Origin of the sequence: Staphylococcus sp. HMSC068G11, assembly GCF_001815825.1 — a bacterium.
GTDB lineage: Bacteria > Bacillota > Bacilli > Staphylococcales > Staphylococcaceae > Staphylococcus > Staphylococcus epidermidis.
The window spans coordinates 16,153-35,403 of record NZ_KV822100.1 but is presented as its reverse complement, the minus strand read 5'-3'; the positions used below and the strand labels follow the sequence as shown (position 1 = coordinate 35,403).

At 32.5% G+C, this 19,251-nt stretch carries 18 protein-coding genes and 1 other RNA gene; 17 read left to right on the top strand and 2 right to left on the bottom strand.

The genetic code is table 11. The annotated features are described in order from the left end of the window. Positions 1-136: 136 nt before the first annotated feature. Both ssrS and HMPREF3058_RS10570 read left to right on the top strand, forming a co-directional pair. Positions 137-327: non-coding RNA, 6S RNA (gene ssrS / locus HMPREF3058_RS10575), on the top strand. An 89-nt stretch (positions 328-416) separates the two neighbouring features. Then, positions 417-1,193 carry a tRNA threonylcarbamoyladenosine dehydratase gene (locus tag HMPREF3058_RS10570; RefSeq protein ID WP_002475155.1) on the top strand — a complete coding sequence of 259 codons (777 nt, stop codon included), beginning with the start codon at positions 417-419 and terminating at the stop codon, positions 1,191-1,193. A gap of 171 nt (positions 1,194-1,364) precedes the next feature. On the opposite strand, the gene HMPREF3058_RS10565 is transcribed toward HMPREF3058_RS10570, so the two are convergent. Then, complete coding sequence (locus HMPREF3058_RS10565; protein ID WP_002446610.1) at positions 1,365-2,636, bottom strand: replication-associated recombination protein A; 1,272 nt, start codon at positions 2,634-2,636, stop codon at positions 1,365-1,367. Positions 2,637-2,721: 85 nt separating this feature from the next. On the opposite strand from HMPREF3058_RS10565, the gene cymR reads away from it, so the two are divergent. Next, positions 2,722-3,144 (top strand): cysteine metabolism transcriptional regulator CymR, encoded by a 423-nt coding sequence (cymR, locus tag HMPREF3058_RS10560; RefSeq protein WP_002475149.1) that lies wholly within the window; start codon positions 2,722-2,724, stop codon positions 3,142-3,144. Positions 3,145-3,329: 185 nt separating this feature from the next. Next, the gene (locus HMPREF3058_RS10555) at positions 3,330-3,473 is read left to right on the top strand and encodes an SAS049 family protein (protein WP_002446608.1); all 144 of its coding nucleotides are present in this window, start codon (positions 3,330-3,332) and stop codon (positions 3,471-3,473) included. A 203-nt stretch (positions 3,474-3,676) separates the two neighbouring features. Here the strand turns inward: HMPREF3058_RS10555 and HMPREF3058_RS10550 are convergent, their stop codons facing one another. Then, positions 3,677-4,672: an LLM class flavin-dependent oxidoreductase gene (locus HMPREF3058_RS10550; RefSeq protein WP_002457776.1), complete on the bottom strand. Its 996-nt coding sequence runs from the start codon at positions 4,670-4,672 to the stop codon at positions 3,677-3,679. 244 nt (positions 4,673-4,916) lie between these two features. On the opposite strand from HMPREF3058_RS10550, the gene HMPREF3058_RS10545 reads away from it, so the two are divergent. From HMPREF3058_RS10545 to greA, 13 genes are all read left to right on the top strand, one after another. After that, complete coding sequence (locus HMPREF3058_RS10545) at positions 4,917-6,059, top strand: cysteine desulfurase family protein (protein WP_002491148.1); 1,143 nt, start codon at positions 4,917-4,919, stop codon at positions 6,057-6,059. Further along, positions 6,059-7,177, top strand: coding sequence for a tRNA 2-thiouridine(34) synthase MnmA (mnmA, locus tag HMPREF3058_RS10540; RefSeq protein ID WP_002475161.1), 1,119 nt, complete (start codon positions 6,059-6,061; stop codon positions 7,175-7,177). Before HMPREF3058_RS10545 ends, mnmA begins: the two co-directional genes overlap by 1 nt. Before the next feature lie 162 nt (positions 7,178-7,339). Next, positions 7,340-8,008 carry a tetratricopeptide repeat protein gene (locus HMPREF3058_RS10535; protein WP_002487461.1) on the top strand — a complete coding sequence of 223 codons (669 nt, stop codon included), beginning with the start codon at positions 7,340-7,342 and terminating at the stop codon, positions 8,006-8,008. A gap of 1 nt (position 8,009) precedes the next feature. Further along, entirely contained in the window at positions 8,010-10,442 is a 2,433-nt protein-coding gene (locus HMPREF3058_RS10530; RefSeq protein WP_002499442.1) for an SF1B family DNA helicase RecD2, read from the top strand. 328 nt (positions 10,443-10,770) lie between these two features. Next, the gene (alaS, locus tag HMPREF3058_RS10525) at positions 10,771-13,401 is read left to right on the top strand and encodes an alanine--tRNA ligase (RefSeq protein ID WP_002491134.1); all 2,631 of its coding nucleotides are present in this window, start codon (positions 10,771-10,773) and stop codon (positions 13,399-13,401) included. Between the two features lie 63 nt (positions 13,402-13,464). Next, on the top strand, positions 13,465-13,725 hold the full coding sequence (locus HMPREF3058_RS10520; protein ID WP_001830883.1) for an IreB family regulatory phosphoprotein: 261 nt from the start codon (positions 13,465-13,467) through the stop codon (positions 13,723-13,725). 1 nt (position 13,726) lies between these two features. After that, complete coding sequence (gene ruvX, locus HMPREF3058_RS10515) at positions 13,727-14,155, top strand: Holliday junction resolvase RuvX (RefSeq protein ID WP_002491136.1); 429 nt, start codon at positions 13,727-13,729, stop codon at positions 14,153-14,155. A gap of 14 nt (positions 14,156-14,169) precedes the next feature. Further along, positions 14,170-14,478, top strand: coding sequence for a DUF1292 domain-containing protein (locus HMPREF3058_RS10510; RefSeq protein ID WP_001830855.1), 309 nt, complete (start codon positions 14,170-14,172; stop codon positions 14,476-14,478). Positions 14,479-14,906: 428 nt separating this feature from the next. Then, positions 14,907-15,542: an O-methyltransferase gene (locus tag HMPREF3058_RS10505; RefSeq protein ID WP_002457769.1), complete on the top strand. Its 636-nt coding sequence runs from the start codon at positions 14,907-14,909 to the stop codon at positions 15,540-15,542. A gap of 2 nt (positions 15,543-15,544) precedes the next feature. Then, positions 15,545-16,468: a peptidase U32 family protein gene (locus HMPREF3058_RS10500; RefSeq protein WP_002456168.1), complete on the top strand. Its 924-nt coding sequence runs from the start codon at positions 15,545-15,547 to the stop codon at positions 16,466-16,468. Positions 16,469-16,485: 17 nt separating this feature from the next. Then, entirely contained in the window at positions 16,486-17,754 is a 1,269-nt protein-coding gene (locus HMPREF3058_RS10495) for a peptidase U32 family protein (protein WP_002491146.1), read from the top strand. Next, a complete protein-coding gene (udk, locus tag HMPREF3058_RS10490; protein ID WP_002446596.1) occupies positions 17,754-18,377 on the top strand; it encodes a uridine kinase in 624 nt (207 codons plus the stop codon). Before HMPREF3058_RS10495 ends, udk begins: the two co-directional genes overlap by 1 nt. Before the next feature lie 30 nt (positions 18,378-18,407). Further along, positions 18,408-18,884, top strand: coding sequence for a transcription elongation factor GreA (gene greA / locus HMPREF3058_RS10485; protein ID WP_002457767.1), 477 nt, complete (start codon positions 18,408-18,410; stop codon positions 18,882-18,884). Positions 18,885-19,251: the final 367 nt, after the last annotated feature.

Below are 19,251 nucleotides of genomic sequence, written 5' to 3'. Positions count from 1 at the left end.
ATAATTAATCAGACATTATATTCTAATTTTGGAACTAGTTTAGAATTCATGAAAAATTAATACACATTTGAGCTAAATGATAAGTCTTTAAAATTTACTTCTCTTTTTAAATTGTGGTATGATAATTTCATAAGATAGTCATCTGTGGTGTTCGTAAGTTTGCTTTTTATTTGGGCCTAACACTCTTTGATCAGGGAGCCCAATAGGTTTTCTCGCAGCGCACACGCCTCTATAGGAGGACTTGCAAAACGAGAAACAGGGCACCCACCTGTATATAGCAGGCCGAATGATCAAGCTATTTATAACTACGGCATCAACGGACTCTATCGGTACGCAAGACTTTTGTCTTGCGTATTTTTGTGTAAATAATTATAAAGAGGCATAGATATAATGAATTGGAATTAAAGGAGCTAAAGATGAAACATCAATTTTCAAGGAACGAATTAGCAATAGGACAAGAAGGGCTGGACTTACTAAAAAATAAGACTGTTGCAGTTTTAGGTGTTGGCGGCGTCGGGTCATTTGCAGCTGAAGCATTAGCTCGGACTAATATTGGGCACATCATACTTATAGATAAAGATGATGTCGATATTACAAATGTGAACAGGCAAATCCATGCACTGACATCAACTATTGGTCAAAGTAAAGTCACGCTAATGGAAGAAAGAATCAAATTAATAAATCCTGATTGTAAAGTTACTTCTTTGCATATGTTTTATACTGAGGAAACATACAAAGATATTTTTAATAATTATGATATTGATTATTTTATTGATGCGAGCGATACAATCATTTATAAAGTTCATCTCATGAAAGAGTGTTTAGAAAGAGGAATTGAGTTAATTTCAAGTATGGGTGCAGCAAATAAGACTGATCCGACACGTTTTGAAATTGCAGATATTTCAAAGACACATACTGATCCTATGGCTAAAGTAATTAGAAATCGTTTGAAACGTCTTGGTATTCGTAAGGGTGTTAAAGTAGTATTTTCTGATGAAAGTCCTATTGTTATACGCGAGGACGTAAAAGAAACAGTAGGAGATAAGAATGCAATCAATAGAAAAGGGCAAATGCCTCCATCTTCTAATGCATTTGTTCCAAGTGTAGTAGGCCTTATTTGTGCAAGCTACGTTGTCAATGATATTTTAAAAGATATACCTGTAAGGCGAATTAAAGATAAAGGACTAAATTAAAGTCATCTATCTCATTGCAAGAAAAATACTATCTTCTATTTTTTGTAAAATTTGATTCATAGTTTAAATAAATCTACAATAACTCATTGTAAAAACCTGGGACATCACCATTGTCCCAGGTTTTTTGCAACTAACATATTAATCTTCGCTACATATTTTCAATGAATATAATTATGTTTTATTTCGTAAATTATCGTAAATTGTTTTAAATTGTTGTTCACTTTTTGATGTGGTTTTTGGTTCATAATACACTCTGTTTTTTAATTTTTCTGGTAAGTATTGTTGTACAACATGACCATTTTCATAGTTATGAGGATATTTGTAACCTATAGCCCGTCCTAACTTTTTAGCGCCTGAATAATGACCGTCTTTCAGATAATCCGGTATTTGACCTATATGTCCATTTCTTATATCTCCAAGAGCTTTATCTATTGCTGTGATACCAGAATTTGATTTAGGTGATAAGCATAATTCTATTACCGCTTGACTAAGGGGAATTCGTGCTTCTGGAAAACCTAGACGTTCAGCTGATTGTATCGCTGCTAAAGTCCTCTGACCTGCATTAGGTGATGCTAACCCAACATCTTCATAACTAATTACAAGTAATCGACGTACGATTGTAGGTAAGTCACCAGCTTCAATTAGACGTGCTAAGTAGTGGAGTGCTGCATTGACATCACTACCTCTAATTGATTTTTGAAAAGCACTCATGACATCGTAATGCATGTCGCCATCTTTATCGCTTACAAAAGCACCTTTTTGTAAGCAATCTTTTGCGTCATCTAAAGTAATATGTCTTTCGTTTTGTTCATCAATATGAGCACTTAGTACAGCTAATTCCAAAGCGTTTAATGCACTCCTAACATCGCCTTGGCTTTGCGTTGAAAAATATTCGATAGCATCTTCATCTACAATAGGATGATAAGTACTTAAACCCCTTTCCTTATCATTTATAGCTCTATCTAATGCCAATCTTATATCATCTTGATTTAATGGGTAAAGCTCAAATATTTGTGCTCTAGATCGTATCGCTGGATTTATCGCATGATAAGGATTTGAAGTTGTTGCACCGATTAATACAATTTTACCATTTTCAAGATGAGGTAATAAAAAATCTTGTTTAGCTTTGTCTAAACGATGAATTTCATCTAATAGTAAGATAACTTGTCCTGACATCTTCGCTTCTTCGACAACTAACTGCATATCTTTCTTTGTATTAGTTACGGCATTTAATTGTCTGAATTTAAATTGTGTACTTCCTGAAATTGCTTTTGCAATACTTGTTTTACCAATTCCAGGTGGACCATAAAAAATCATAGAAGAAAGACGTTTAGTATCTACCATCCTTCTTATTATACCTTTCGGACCAACCAGGTGCTGTTGAGATATAATTTCATCTATATTTTTCGGCCTCATTCGAGAGGCTAATGGTTCTGTACTCACATTTTTCACACCTTTCTAATATTATATTAACGTAAAAAATGATAGAATGGTAACAGATACTATTCGAATTAAGTGAGGTTATACAATGAAAATATCAACAAAAGGGAGATACGGATTAACATTGATGATATCTCTTGCTAAAAGAGAAGGTCAAGGTTGTGTATCACTAAAAACTATTGCTGAAGAAAATAAACTAAGTGATTTATATCTTGAACAATTAGTAGGCCCTTTAAGAAATGCTGGATTAATTCGAAGCGTTCGAGGTGCTAAAGGTGGTTATCAACTTAGAGTTCCATCAGAAGAAATTACTGCAGGAGATATTATCCGATTACTAGAAGGACCGATTACGTTTGTAGAGAGTATTGATTCAGAACCGCCTGCACAAAAACAACTATGGATTAGAATGAGAGACGCTGTAAGAGATGTTTTAGATCATACTACATTAAAATATCTTGCAGATTACAAAGATGCGAATGAAGACTTAGATGGTTATATGTTCTATATTTAAATTTTTATAGTGGTTAAATAGATACATAGATAGACCATTTATTATTTACTCGTAAAAATTTTGCCTACAATGTTTAACTAATATTTTTTGAGGTTATAACAAAACATAGCAATCATGGATTCACATTTTTAATCCATTTTGTTGTTGCTATAAATAAACTTTTATAACTGAGAGGAGTAAATTTTATGGGTTTTATGGATAAAGCTAAAGAAGCTGCTGAAAAATTTAAAGATAGTGATAACGAACAAGTTAACAAAGTAAAAGATAAAATAAATGAATATACAGGTGGCGAAGACAACAAAGATAAAAACGACAAAAAGGATAAATAAAAAAAGCCCCTAAATGATTTTAAAAGGTTAAATAGCTACCAACACAGTTTGAAACTGTGTTGGTAGCTATTAATTTTTTAATACAAAATGATATATATATAAAGTTATGAAAATCATATTTAACTTATTAAAATTCATCAAAAGAGTGAGACAATATTGAATGTCTAACCCTCAGTAAACATTGGTAAGGTGTTAACATTTTACTATGATTTAATTGCACGTTCTAATCTTCGATATGATTCTATTTGTTTGTCTTGATCATAGATATAACTAATTGCCATGAGTTCATCGATATCGCCGTATTCTTTTATGAACGATTCAAGTTTTTGTTTAACTGTATCTTCAGATCCTATAAGTGACCCTTTTATACGTTGTTGCGCTAATTCATATTCGCGCGGTGTTAATAGGGCCTTTAAATCATCTGTTGGTGGTTGGACAGGTTGCATTTTTCCTCGTGTTATACTTACCATTATTTGAGACATCGTAGTTGCTAAATATTCTGCTTGTTCATCAGAGTCTGACACAATTGTATTTAAACAAACAATTACATAAGGTTTATCTAGTACTTCTGAAGGTTCAAATAATTCTCTATAAATTTGTAGTGCTTCCTTCATTTGTTGTGGAGCAAAATGTCCTGCAAAAACATATGGTAACCCTTTACGTGCAGCTAAATGTGCAGAATCTGTAGATGAACCTAAAATATACATTGGTACATTTTTATTTACCGCAGGATAAGCACGTACATATGCTTGTTGATGACCCGGTCCAAAATATTGTTGCAGTTGTTCAACTTCTTCAGGAAATTGATAAACACCATTATGCTGATCTCTTCTTAATGCGCTCGCAGTCATCATATCTGTACCAGGAGCACGTCCTAATCCTAAGTCCACACGTTGAGGGAATAATGTTTCTAATGTCCCAAATTGTTCTGCTACGACTAATGGTGCATGATTCGGTAACATTATGCCTCCAGAACCTACTTTGATAGAATGAGTATGTTCTAATGTATGTTGAATTAATAGAGAAGTAGCTGAACTAACTAAATTTGGAGCATTATGATGCTCTGCAATCCAGTAGCGCTCATAATCTAAGTCATCTAATGCTTGAGCGAGTGTAACCATGTCGTTAATTGCATCTTTATCTTCTTGACCTTCACGTATAGGTACTAAGTTTAATGCAGATAATTTTATATTTTTCATACAAAATGCTTCCTTTCCATTATTAATAATAGTTGAAGTATAACAATCATTTTCGATTTTCAATATTGAATTGCTCAAATTATTTTAACTTTATTTACAAAAATGTTATTCGATAAATTGGTAGGTTAGATGTTAAAATTTAAATGACTTACATTTTCTTTCATTGGAAAAACAGAAAAGTAGAAATAAATAAATAATGGTGCTATTATAGGAACATTGATAATTTGACAAGGAGTGTCCAAACATGGAAGTATACGCAGATTATGCTGCGACTACGCCAGTAAAACAAGAAGTAATAGATGCTATGATGGAAATATATCAATCTCATTTTGGTAATCCATCGTCAATACATTCTATTGGTAGAGATGCGCGTAAATATCTTGACCAGTCACGTCGTACAGTTGCACAATTGTTGGGAGCGAATCCAAATGAAGTAATATTTACAAGTGGTGCAACAGAATCAAATAATACTGCTATAAAAGGATTAGTGAAAGCGAATGAACAATTAGGTAATCATATTATTACTACGAAAATTGAACACCACTCAGTATTACATGTATATGAGCAACTTGAAAAAGAAGGTTATGATGTTACGTATCTAGATGTAGATGATACTGGTGCAGTTGATTTAGACCAATTAAAAGAAACAATTAATGATAGAACAATTTTAGTATCAATTATGTTTGTAAATAATGAGATTGGAACAGTACAAAATATTTATGATATTGAAGATATTATTACAGACACTCATGCATTATTCCATGTTGATGCTGTTCAAGCCATTGGACATTTAGATTTAGATTTTCATAATTTTAAAATTGATACGATGAGTATTTCAGCACACAAATTTGGTGGTCCTAAAGGTGTTGGTTTGCTATTAGTAAAAGAGCATACACCAATAGCATATAATCAACTTGGTGGTGAACAAGAAACCAAACGTCGAGCAGGTACAGAAAATTTACCTCAAATTGTAGGATTAACAAAGGCACTTGAATTAGCTATAACTAATCAAGATGCAAATAATGTTCATTTAATGAATTTAAAAGAATTATTTTTAGTTCAGTTACAGGAAAGGGCAATTCCGTTTGAATTAAACGGTTCGATGACAGATTCAACGGGGCATATTTTAAATATTTATTTTCCATTTATAGATGTTGAAACAATGTTAACATTACTAGATTTAGCCCATGTATATGTATCTTCAGGTTCTGCTTGTACAGCAGGTTCTACGACACCATCTCATGTACTCGCAGCTATGTTTGAAGATGAAGAACGAGCAAAACATTCAGTACGTTTTAGCTTTAATGAACAAACAACAACACAAGAAATTAAATATATAGTAGCTGAAATTCATAAAATCTATCATAAATTTAAGGAGGAATCATAGTGTCTAACAAAGATATACGCGTAGTTGTGGGCATGTCTGGTGGAGTGGATAGCTCTGTTACTGCATACTTGTTGAAAGAACAAGGTTATGATGTAATAGGTATATTTATGAAAAATTGGGACGATACTGATGAAAATGGAGTGTGTACAGCCACTGAGGATTATAATGACGTGATTGCAGTATGTAATCAAATTGGCATCCCATACTACGCTGTTAATTTTGAAGAACAGTATTGGGATAAAGTATTTACTTATTTTCTTGATGAATATAAAAAAGGTCGTACACCTAACCCTGATGTAATGTGTAATAAAGAAATTAAATTTAAAGCATTTTTAGAACATGCTTTAAAATTAGGTGCTGATTATGTCGCTACAGGTCATTATGCACGTATACGTCGTCATGAAGATGGGCATGTTGAAATGCTAAGAGGTGTTGATAATAATAAAGATCAAACTTACTTTTTAAATCAATTATCCCAAGAACAACTATCCAAAGTCATGTTCCCAATTGGAGATATTGAAAAAAGTGAAGTAAGACGTATTGCAGAAGAGCAAAATTTAGCTACTGCCAAGAAAAAAGACTCAACAGGTATTTGTTTTATCGGTGAAAGAAACTTTAAAGAATTTTTATCACAGTACTTACCCGCTCAATCTGGTGAAATGTTGACATTGAACGGAAAAAAAATGGGACAGCATAGCGGATTGATGTATTATACAATTGGTCAACGTCACGGCTTAGGCATCGGTGGAGATGGAGATCCATGGTTTGTTGTAGGTAAAAATTTAAATGATAACATATTATATGTTGAACAAGGATTCCACCATGATGCACTTTATAGTGATTATCTTATAGCTTCTGATTTTTCATTTGTTAATCCAAGTGAAATTGATTTGGAAAAAGGTTTTGAATGTACAGCTAAATTCCGTTATCGCCAAAAAGATACTAAAGTTTATGTTCAACGCGAAAACGAGAATTCCATTAGAGTAACTTTTGCTGAACCAGTAAGAGCAATCACACCTGGTCAAGCAGTTGTCTTCTATAATCAAGAAGTATGTTTAGGTGGCGCTACAATTGATGATGTTTATAAAAACGAAGGTCAATTAAGTTACGTCGTATAAATTGTTTATACCGTTAATTCATGAGAAATTCTTGTATTAACGGTTTTTTTATGACTTGTTTTTTAATAAAAAATATATAAATAAAGAAATATTGACTTAAATGTCCTGAAAATACATATTTCAATAATCATGTTATAATCGTGTAGAAATGAGGGAGAAAAGATGCACGAACAAAGTAAGATATACCAAAACATTAAAGATGGTAAATTAGATACCGCCTTGAAAGACTTGTTTGAAAATATAGAAGAAAATCCAGCCATTGTTGAAAATTATATTAACGCAGGTATTGTATTATCAGATGTTGGAGAAATTGAAAAAGCAGAACGTTTTTTTCAAAAGGCATTAACTATTGAACCTGAAAATGGTGCTGTTTACTACAACTTGGCGAATATTTATTATAATGAAGAACGTTATAACGAAGCAATAAAGCTATATCAAACTTCACTACAATATGAAGTTGCGAAAAAAGATTGTAATTATATGATTGGTATGTCATTTAATCAACTAAGTGCTTTTAAAGAAGCTTTACCGTTTTTAATGACTGCAGCTGAATTGGACGATGATAGAGATTTAGAAGTACAATTTCAATATGGGTTAGTACTATGTCAACTCGAAATGTTTGATGAAGCAATTAAACAATTAAATAAGGTTCTTTCTATCGATTCACAACATGTAGATGGTATATATAATCTTGGTTTAGCAACATATATGAAAAATGAAGATTTAGATGAAGCAATTGCATATTTTGAACAAGCAATATCAATAGATGAAAAACATTTACTTAGCCAACATGCATTAAAGACATTCAAAACAATGAAAGAGGAGGAATAATATGTCTGACCCTACACTTTTTGATTATTCAATGATCAAAGGTACAGTTGATGCTATTTTATTTCAAAATACGGATAATTTTTATACTGTTCTAAAAGTAGATACTATCGAGTCAAATGAGAAATTTGATAGTATGCCAACTGTGGTAGGGTTTCTTCCCAATGTAGTTGAAGGCGATGTTTATACTTTTAAGGGTCAAGTCGTACAACATCCACGTTATGGTAAGCAATTAAAGGCTGAAAGATTTGAAAAAGAGTTACCTCAAACTAAAGATGCTATTATTAGTTACTTATCAAGTGATTTATTTAAAGGCATCGGTAAAAAAACGGCTCAAAACATTGTAAATACACTAGGTGAAAATGCTATAAATGATATTTTAACTCGCCCAGAAATCTTAGAAAATGTACCTAGTTTACCAAAGAAGAAACAAAAACAAATTGCTGATCAGATTAATGCAAACCAAGAATCTGAGAAAATTATGATACGTTTACACGACCTTGGGTTTGGACCGAAATTATCAATGGCTATATATCAGTTCTATATGGGTGATACTTTAAATGTTTTAGATAAAAACCCTTACCAATTAGTATATGACATTAAAGGTATTGGATTTAATAAGGCTGATCAACTCGCTCGAAACGTCGGTATTGAGCCACATTCACCTGAAAGATTAAAAGCAGCATTATTATTTACATTAGAAGAAGAATGTATTAAACAAGGACATACATATCTACCTCGTACCATTGTTATAGAAACAACACAAAATTTACTCAATGAAGATATTGAGAAACCAGTTGAAATAGAGCAATTACTAGAAATAATTGACGTTTTATCAGAAGAGAAAAAATTAATATCTGAAGCTGATCAGGTATCAATTCCAAGTTTATACTATTCAGAATTGAAAAGTGTGCAAAACTTATACCGAATTAAAACAAACACATCTAAATTAAAAGAAATAGAACAGTCTGATTTACAAATACATATTGGTGATATTGAGTCACAAAATGAGGTTAATTACTCTGCCTCTCAAAAAGAAGCGCTTGAAACAGCAATAAATTCTAAAATTATGCTTTTAACTGGCGGTCCGGGCACCGGTAAAACCACAGTCATTAAAGGTATAGTTGAATTATATGCAGAAATACATGGCCTCTCGCTCGATTATGATGATTACAATGAAGATGATTATCCAGTAGTGTTAGCCGCACCCACTGGTCGTGCTTCTAAGCGCCTTCACGAATCGACAGGTTTAGAGGCAATGACAATACATCGTTTAATCGGTTGGAACCAAGATACACAACCACAGGATATTTTAGAAAATGAGATTAATGCAAGACTCATTATCATCGATGAAATGTCAATGGTAGATACTTGGTTGTTCCATCAATTTTTAAGTGCTGTGCCTTTAGAAGCACAAATTGTATTTGTCGGAGATGAAGATCAGTTACCATCAGTAGGTCCAGGACAGGTATTTAAAGACCTTATTGATTCTGAAATAATACCGCGTGTTAATCTTACCGAAGTATATCGTCAGCAAGATGGTTCCAGTATTATTGACTTAGCTCACCGTATGAAATTAAATGAACCTATCGATATTACTAAACGTTATCATGATCGTAGTTTTATTCGTTGTGGTACGAATCAAATACCAGACGTTGTTGATAAAGTAGTTAAAAGCGCTGTAGCTAAAGGCTATGATATGAGTGATATACAAGTTTTGGCTCCTATGTATAAAGGTAACGCTGGTATTAAGAGACTTAACCAAGTTCTACAATCTATTCTTAATCCGAAACAACAAGATGATCGTGAAATAGAATTTGGTGAAGCGGTGTATAGAAAAGGAGATAAAGTACTTCAGTTAGTTAATCGACCTAATGATAATATATTTAATGGGGATATAGGTATAATAGTAGGTATATTTTGGGCCAAAGAAAATGCTCTAAATAAAGATGTGTTAGTTGTAGATTTTGAAGGTAATGAAATTACATTTACTAAACAAGATTTAATGGAACTAACACATGCATATTGTACATCTATCCATAAATCACAAGGTTCAGAATTTCCTATTGTTATTATGCCTATTGTTAGACAATATTATAGGATGTTACAACGTCCCATTCTTTATACAGGATTAACTAGAGCTAAACAATCACTTGTTTTGCTTGGTGAACAAGAAGCGTTTGATATAGGTTTAAAAACAAATGGACAAACACGATTAACACAATTAAATGATTTGTTAAAATCGTATTTTGGACAAAACAAAAATAATTTAAATACAAATAAACAAACTATTAACGAGCAAAAACAAAATGAAAATCAACTGGATTTGAATAATGAAAAAGAAAATGATATCCAATTAAACGAGTCGACAATTTTCCAAATTGATCCAATGATTAATATGGGGGAAATGACGCCATATGACTTCGTTGAACATTGACAAATCAATGTAAAGAAAATAAAATAAAACTAAGTAAGTATAGAGACGAGTAAATAACTTTTGAATTATAGAGATGTACTGGTTGGTGAAAAGTACAAACAAAATTATTGAATGCTACTCTATATTAGGTAAATAAAGTATACAAAGTGATAAGAAATAGTAGACAAACAAAATTCAAGTATGTAAATAGGTCACAATTCTTATAACTAGGGTGGTACCGCGATAACGTTCGTCCCTTTGTGGATGAACGTTTTTATATTCTTGAATAATACTCAACTATGACTATCTAACTGAGCTAACAAAAACGTATGAAGGAGAGTTTTTATTTATGAAAAAAATGAAAGCTAGTGAAATTAGGCAAAAATATTTGGATTTCTTTGTAGAAAAGGGCCATATGATTGAACCATCTGCACCACTTGTACCTATCGATGATGATTCATTATTGTGGATCAATTCTGGTGTAGCTACCTTAAAAAAATACTTTGACGGGCGTGAAACTCCTAAAAAACCAAGAATTGTCAATTCTCAAAAAGCTATACGAACAAACGATATAGAAAACGTCGGTTTTACTGCTCGCCACCATACTTTTTTTGAGATGCTAGGTAATTTTTCAATCGGTGACTACTTTAAACATGAAGCGATTGAATTTGCTTGGGAATTTCTAACAAGTGATAAATGGATGGGCATGGAACCTGAGAAGCTATATGTGACTATTCATCCTGAAGATACTGAAGCTTATAGAATTTGGCATGAAGACATTGGTTTAGAGGAAAGTCGTATTATTCGAATAGAGGGCAATTTTTGGGATATCGGGGAAGGACCATCTGGACCGAATACAGAAATTTTCTATGATCGTGGATTGGCTTATGGAAAAGATGATCCTGCTGAAGAAATGTATCCTGGTGGTGAAAACGAAAGATATTTAGAAGTCTGGAATCTAGTGTTTAGTGAGTTTAATCACAATAAAGACAATACTTACACACCACTACCAAACAAAAATATTGATACTGGCATGGGATTAGAACGTATGACTTCTATCTCACAAAATGTAAGAACAAATTATGAAACAGACTTATTTATGCCTATAATTAAGGAAGTAGAACATGTTTCAGGAAAAAAATATTTAATTGATGATGCACAAGATGTTGCATTTAAAGTTATCGCAGACCACATTAGAACAATTTCATTCGCAATTGCTGATGGCGCATTACCAGCTAATGAGGGTCGAGGATATGTATTAAGAAGATTATTACGTAGAGCAGTACGCTTTAGCCAATCATTGGGAATTAATGAACCATTTATGTATAAACTTGTTGATATAGTCGCTGATATCATGGAACCATATTATCCAAATGTCAAAGACAAGTCCCACTTTATTAAACGTGTCATTAAATCAGAGGAAGAACGCTTCCATGAAACGCTTGAGGAAGGTCTTACGATTTTAAATGAACTGATAAAAGAAGCGAAGAATAGTGATCAGGTTATTAAAGGTCATGATGCTTTTAAGTTATATGATACTTATGGATTCCCAATAGAATTAACTGAAGAATTAGCAACTCAAGAAAACTTGTCTGTTGATATGTCTACTTTTGAGCAGGAAATGCAACAACAGAGAGATCGAGCTAGACAAGCTCGACAGAATTCTCAATCAATGCAAGTTCAAAGTGAAGTACTAAAAAATATTCAAGATGATAGTCAATTTGTTGGGTATGAAACTACGGACTATCAATCATTAATAACTCACATCATATACAATGGTGAAGAAGTTAAACATGCTGAAGCAGGAGAAACAATTTACTTTATTTTAAGAGAAACGCCATTCTATGCAGTAAGTGGTGGACAGGTTGCAGATAAGGGAACAGTTGGTAATGAGAGCTTTGAAATAAATGTAACTGACGTAACTAAAGCGCCTAATGGCCAAAACTTACATAAAGGTATTGTGCAATTTGGCGAAGCAACACAAAACGCGAAAGTAGAAGCACGTGTTAACAAAGAAGATAGACGACTTATTCAAAAAAATCATAGTGCTACACATTTACTACATGCTGCTTTAAAAGAAGTATTAGGAGATCATGTTAATCAGGCTGGATCGTTAGTTGAACCTGAAAGACTACGTTTTGATTTTTCACATTTTGGTCCTATGACACAAGAAGAAATTAATTTAGTAGAACGTAGAGTAAATGAAGAAATTTGGAGAGCTATCGATGTCCGTATTCAAGAAATGAGTATTGAAGAAGCCAAATCAATAGGCGCTATGGCTTTATTTGGTGAAAAATATGGAGATATTGTTCGTGTTGTCAATATGGCACCATTTTCAATAGAATTGTGCGGTGGAATACATGTGAATAATACTGCGGAAATCGGTCTCTTTAAGATTGTGAGTGAATCTGGGACAGGCGCTGGTGTTAGAAGAATAGAAGCTTTAACAGGTAAAGGTGCATTCTTACACCTTGAAGAAATTGAAACTCAATTTAATACTATTAAAAATCATTTAAAAGTTAAATCTGATAACCAAGTAGTTGAAAAAGTTAAACAACTTCAAGATGAAGAAAAAGGACTGCTTAAACAATTAGAACAACGCAACAAAGAAATTACATCACTAAAGATGGGGAACATTGAAGAACAGGTTGAATTGATTAATAATGTGAAAGTTTTAGCAACAGAAGTAGAAATTCCAGATCCAAAAGCGATACGTTCAACTATGGATGACTTTAAATCTAAACTTCAAGATACTATTATAGTGTTAGTCGGACAAGTTGATGGAAAGGTTTCTGTAATTGCTACTGTACCAAAATCACTTACAAATCAAGTGAAAGCTGGAGATCTCATCAAAAACATGACACCAATTATTGGTGGAAAAGGTGGAGGCCGTCCTGATATGGCTCAAGGAGGCGGAACCCAACCTGAAAAGATAACAGAAGCATTACGCTTTATTAAAGATTACATTAAAAATCTATAACTCCAATGAATAATGGTGTAAAATTAAAGTGAGTCAGAATACGCTTATGAAGGAGTGTCGTATATGGAAAATTTTGATAAAACAATGAAATTTAGTTATGAAGAAATTCCTAAGGAAGATGTCAAATCAGTTCTTCAGAATGTCCATCGTACATTAGAAGAACGTGGATATAATGCAGTTAATCAAATTGTGGGTTATTTATTATCTGGAGACCCTGCATATATTCCACGTCAAAATGAAGCAAGAAACCAAATACGCCATATAGACCGTGATGTAATTATGGAAGAACTCGTTTCAAACTATTTAAAAGAGTCTAAGAATTAATATGCTAAAGCATAAAATTTTAGGACTAGATGTTGGAAGTAAAACTGTTGGCATTGCTATAAGTGACCTTATGGGTTGGACTGCTCAAGGGTTAGACACACTCCGTATCAATGAAGAACAAGATGATTTAGGAATTGATCAACTCGTGAAGATTATTAAAGATAATCAAGTTGGAACTGTTGTTATTGGCTTACCCAAGAATATGAACAATTCAATAGGTTTTCGTGGAGAGGCTTCAATAAAATATAAAGAAAAGTTACAAGAGTCTGTCCCTTCTATTGATATTGTTATGTGGGACGAACGTTTAAGTACAATGGCTGCTGAAAGATCTTTACTTGAAGCAGATGTTTCAAGACAAAAAAGAAAAAAGGTAATAGATAAAATGGCAGCTGTATTTATTTTACAAGGCTATTTAGATTCTATTCAATAAAGGAGAAAATGAAAATGACAGAACATAATCACGATGCTGAATTAACAATAAATAATGAAGAGGAATTACTTACGTTATATGATGAAAACGGAAATGAAGTTTTATACCGTAAAATGTTAGAATTTTATCATCCAGAATTCAAAAAAGAATATGTCGTTCTTGCAGAAGAAGGTGCACAATCAGATGACGAAGACATGATTGAACTTGTACCAATGATAAATGAACCTGATGAGTCTGGTGATGGAGGGAAATTAGTCCCTATTGAAACAGATGAAGAGTGGGATATGATTGAAGAAGTTGTAAATACTGAGATTAACGAATAATCTTTATAAGATGTTGTGTGAGAAGTGTAATTGAGTTTCTAGGTCTTCTCTATCATGGAATTATATTGAGAGGGAAAGTTTAATATTATTAAATTTTTAACTTAGTTACCATCTTAAATTACATTCAAAATGCCTGAGACAATCAAAGCTGTCCCAGGCATTTTAATATTAGAATTATCTGAATTTACCCTACTAATAATAGTGCGCAAAGACATATTCGTATAATTGCCTCTTATAAAAATCTTTTAATTATGGTAAAATGTCTAAAGTTAATTTCTATGAATACTCATATTTACTTCTAATATAAAAGTATAGAAGAATTACTATCATAATCAGTCATTTTCATTGATTAACTATCAACATAATCAATACATGGGCTGATTTATTTTGTTTTTGCAATTGTTAATGATGAAGGAAGTTTTAATGATATGGATTCAAATCAAAAATATTTAACACAATTACATCAATCAATTGATACTGAAATCGAAGAACTAAGAGTTTATGCCGAAGAAAATCAAGTTCCTATTGTTGATAAATTGACACTTGATTTGATAAGACAACTCATTCGAATGAATAGAACTAAAAATATTTTAGAAATTGGTACAGCCATTGGTTATAGTTCAATGCAATTCGCTAATATTTCTAAAGATATAAATGTAACAACAATTGAACGAAATGAGGACATGATTCATCTTGCAAAAAAGTTCATAAAAAAGTATCGATACCAGAATCAAATCCGCATAATTGAATATGATGCTTTGAATGCATTTGAACAAGTCAATGACAAACAATATGATATGATATTTATCGACGCAGCTAAAGCACAATCAAAGAAATTCTTCCAACTATATACACCGTTATTAAAAAAAGGTGGAATTGTAGTTACTGATAATGTTTTATATCATGGATTTGTTTCAAATATAGACGTTGTTCGTTCTAGAAATGTGAAACAAATGGTTAAGAAAGTGCAACAGTACAATGAATGGTTGATGGAGCAATCTCAATTTACAACAAACTTTATAAATATGGATGATGGATTAGCAATATCTATAAAAGGAGAATGACTATGGTTGAATTATTAGTTACTCCTAAGTCAATAACTCATATGGAAACACTAATAGATAAAGGTGCAGACGCATTTGTTATTGGTGAACAAAAATTTGGTTTAAGACTGCCGGGAGAATTTAATCGTGATGCTATGCAAGAAGCTGTAGCATTAGCCCATAAAAATAACAAAAAAGTATACGCTGCTGTGAATGGTATTTTCCATAATTACCACTTAGACGCTTTGGAAGACTATATTAACTTTTTACATGATATTCAAGTAGATCGCATTATATTTGGTGATCCAGCTGTCGTTATGTATGTTAAACAACACGAGCATCCAATTCCATTAAATTGGGATGCTGAAACTCTTGTAACGAATTATTTTCAGTGTAATTACTGGGGGAAAAAAGGTGCAAATAGAGCAGTATTAGCTCGAGAACTTAGTTTAGATGAAATAATTCATATTAAAGAGCATGCTGATGTAGAGATAGAAGTTCAAGTTCATGGTATGACTTGTATGTTTCAATCCAAAAGAATGCTATTAGGAAATTATTATACTTTCCAAGAGCGACAAATGAAGATAGAACGTCAACATGATCATGGAGACTTATTATTATACGATGAAGAAAGAGATAATAAATATCCAGTTTTCGAAGATTATAATGGTACGCATATCATGTCTCCAAATGATATCTGTTTAATAGAAGAATTAGAGCCTTTTTTTGAGGCAGGGATAGACGCGTTTAAAATAGATGGTATTTTACAAAGTGAAGAATATATAAATGTAGTCACAGAGCAATATCGAGAAGCTATAGATTTATTTAATGAAGATCCGGATGCATATGAAGATGAAAAATTTATGCTCGTTGATCCTATAGAAGAAATACAACCTGAACATCGTCCATTCGACGAAGGTTTCTTGTATAAACAAACAGTATATTAAGGAGGCTTATCATTAAAATGAAAACTTTAGAAGAAGTTAAATCCAAGACCCAAAAGATAATGAAAAAGCCTGAACTACTTGCACCAGCTGGTAACTTAGAGAAACTTAAGATTGCTGTTCACTATGGTGCAGATGCAGTGTTTTTAGGTGGCCAAGAATATGGATTACGTTCTAATGCTGATAATTTTACTATGGAAGAGATTGCTGAAGGTGTAGACTTCGCTAATCATTATGGCGCTAAAATTTATGTTACAACGAATATTATTGCACATGATGAAAATATGGAGGGACTAGAAGAGTACTTGCAAAACCTTGAATCTACAGGTGCTACAGGTATTATAGTAGCGGATCCTCTTATCATAGAAACTTGTAAAAAAGTTGCGCCTAGACTAGAAATTCATTTATCAACGCAACAATCTCTTTCAAATTATAAAGCTGTTGAATTTTGGAAACAAGAAGGATTAGACCGAGTTGTACTTGCACGTGAAACTGGTGCAATGGAAATGAGTGAAATGAAAGAAAAAATCGATATTGAAATAGAAGCGTTTATACATGGCGCAATGTGTATCGCATATTCTGGTCGTTGTACTTTAAGTAATCATATGACAGCTCGAGATTCTAATCGAGGTGGTTGTTGTCAGAGTTGTCGATGGGACTATGATTTACTTGAAGTTGATAGTGATGGAGACCTAGATTTATATTATGACAACAGTGATGTTACTCCTTTTGCAATGAGTCCTAAAGATTTAAAATTAATAGAATCTATACCTCAAATGATGGAATTAGGCATCGATTCGTTAAAAATTGAGGGACGCATGAAATCTATACATTACATTGCTACAGTTGTTTCTGTATATCGTAAAGTCATTGATGCATATGCTGAGGACCCCGAAAACTTTAAAATAAAACCGGAATGGTTAATGGAATTAAATAAATGTGCAAATCGTGACACAGCACCAGCTTTCTTTCAAGGTACACCTGGTTATGAAGAGCAAATGTTTGGTGAAGAACAGTCTAAAAAGTCATCTTATGATTTTTGTGGCCTCGTGCTAGATTATGACCATGAAACACAATTAGCAACAATACAACAGAGAAATCATTTTAAACCAGGACAAGAAATTGAGTTCTTCGGCCCAGAAATTGATAGTTTTAAACAAGTTGTTGAAGCGATTTACGACGAAGAAGGTAATTCTTTAGATGCAGCACGTCATCCATTACAAATTGTACAAATTAAAGTAGATAAGCCTATTTATTCTAACAACATGATGAGAAAGGAAATTGGCTAATGAATCAGACAACGATTATTGGCATTGCAGGGGGTTCGGGCTCTGGAAAAACTACAGTTACAAATGCAATTATGAAGAATTTAGAAGGTCATAGTGTCGCACTCTTAGCACAAGATTATTACTATAAAGATCAATCACATTTAACATTTGAAGAACGGCTTGAAACAAATTATGACCACCCGTTTGCATTTGATAATGATTTACTTATTCATAACTTAAAAGATTTAAGAAATGGCAAACCAGTTGAGGTACCTACGTATGATTATTCTCAACATACACGTAGTAAAGAAACAATTGCATTTGATCCAAAAGATGTTATTATCGTAGAAGGTATCTTTGCTTTAGAAAACAAGACATTACGAGACATGATGGATGTGAAAATTTATGTTGATACTGATGCTGATTTACGAATTTTACGCAGACTTACTAGAGATACTAAAGAGCGTGGTCGTACAATGGAATCAGTAATTAATCAATATCTTAATGTAGTTAGACCTATGCATGAGCAATTTATTGAACCTACAAAAAAGCATGCTGACATCATAATTCCTGAAGGAGGCAGCAATAAAGTTGCCATAGATATTATGACTACTAAAATCCAATCACTCGTAAGCAAAAAATAGTAATTTTTATAGTAAAGGAAGATGAGATTTATGGAAAACCAAAAACAATATCCTATGACTCAAGAAGGTTATGAGAAACTTGAACAAGAATTAGAAGAATTAAAAACGGTTAAAAGACCTGAGGTAGTTGAAAAAATAAAAGTAGCCCGTTCATTTGGAGACCTATCTGAGAACTCTGAGTATGATGCTGCTAAAGATGAACAAGGCTTTATTGAACAAGATATACAACGTATTGAACACATGATTAGAAATGCTTTAATCATTGAAGATAACGGTGATAACAATGTAGTTCAAATTGGTAAAACAGTTACTTTTATTGAATTACCTGGAGATGAAGAAGAAAGTTATCAAATCGTTGGGTCTGCTGAAGCTGACGCATTTAAAGGAAAAATTTCTAACGAATCTCCAATGGCAATAGCATTAATTGGTAAAGGATTAAATGATCAAGTACGTGTTCCACTTCCTAACGGTGGCGAAATGAACGTTAAAATCGTTGAAATTAAGTAAATAATTTACTAAATGCGGGAAGTCAAACTTAAAAATCATTGAATTACTTTCTAAACTCGATTCCGGATAGTAATATAGAGAAATTTTGAGTAGAACCTTGTATATATAAGATTCTAATATATCATTTAAAAAGTGTTATTCTTGTATTTTGATAGTTATGATTACACTTCAATGCACTTTAAAACCTGAGACTATTTTTGATGTCTCAGGTTTTTTTTGTGTAATTTGAGAATAGTTTAAACATATGTTTGATGAGGTTTTATACAACACAGTATGACAAACTGTCATCAATATGATTAAATGATAATAGAAATTTAATGTTTAGAAGTTTGCAATAATTAAGATAACCTAATAACTTTAATTCAAT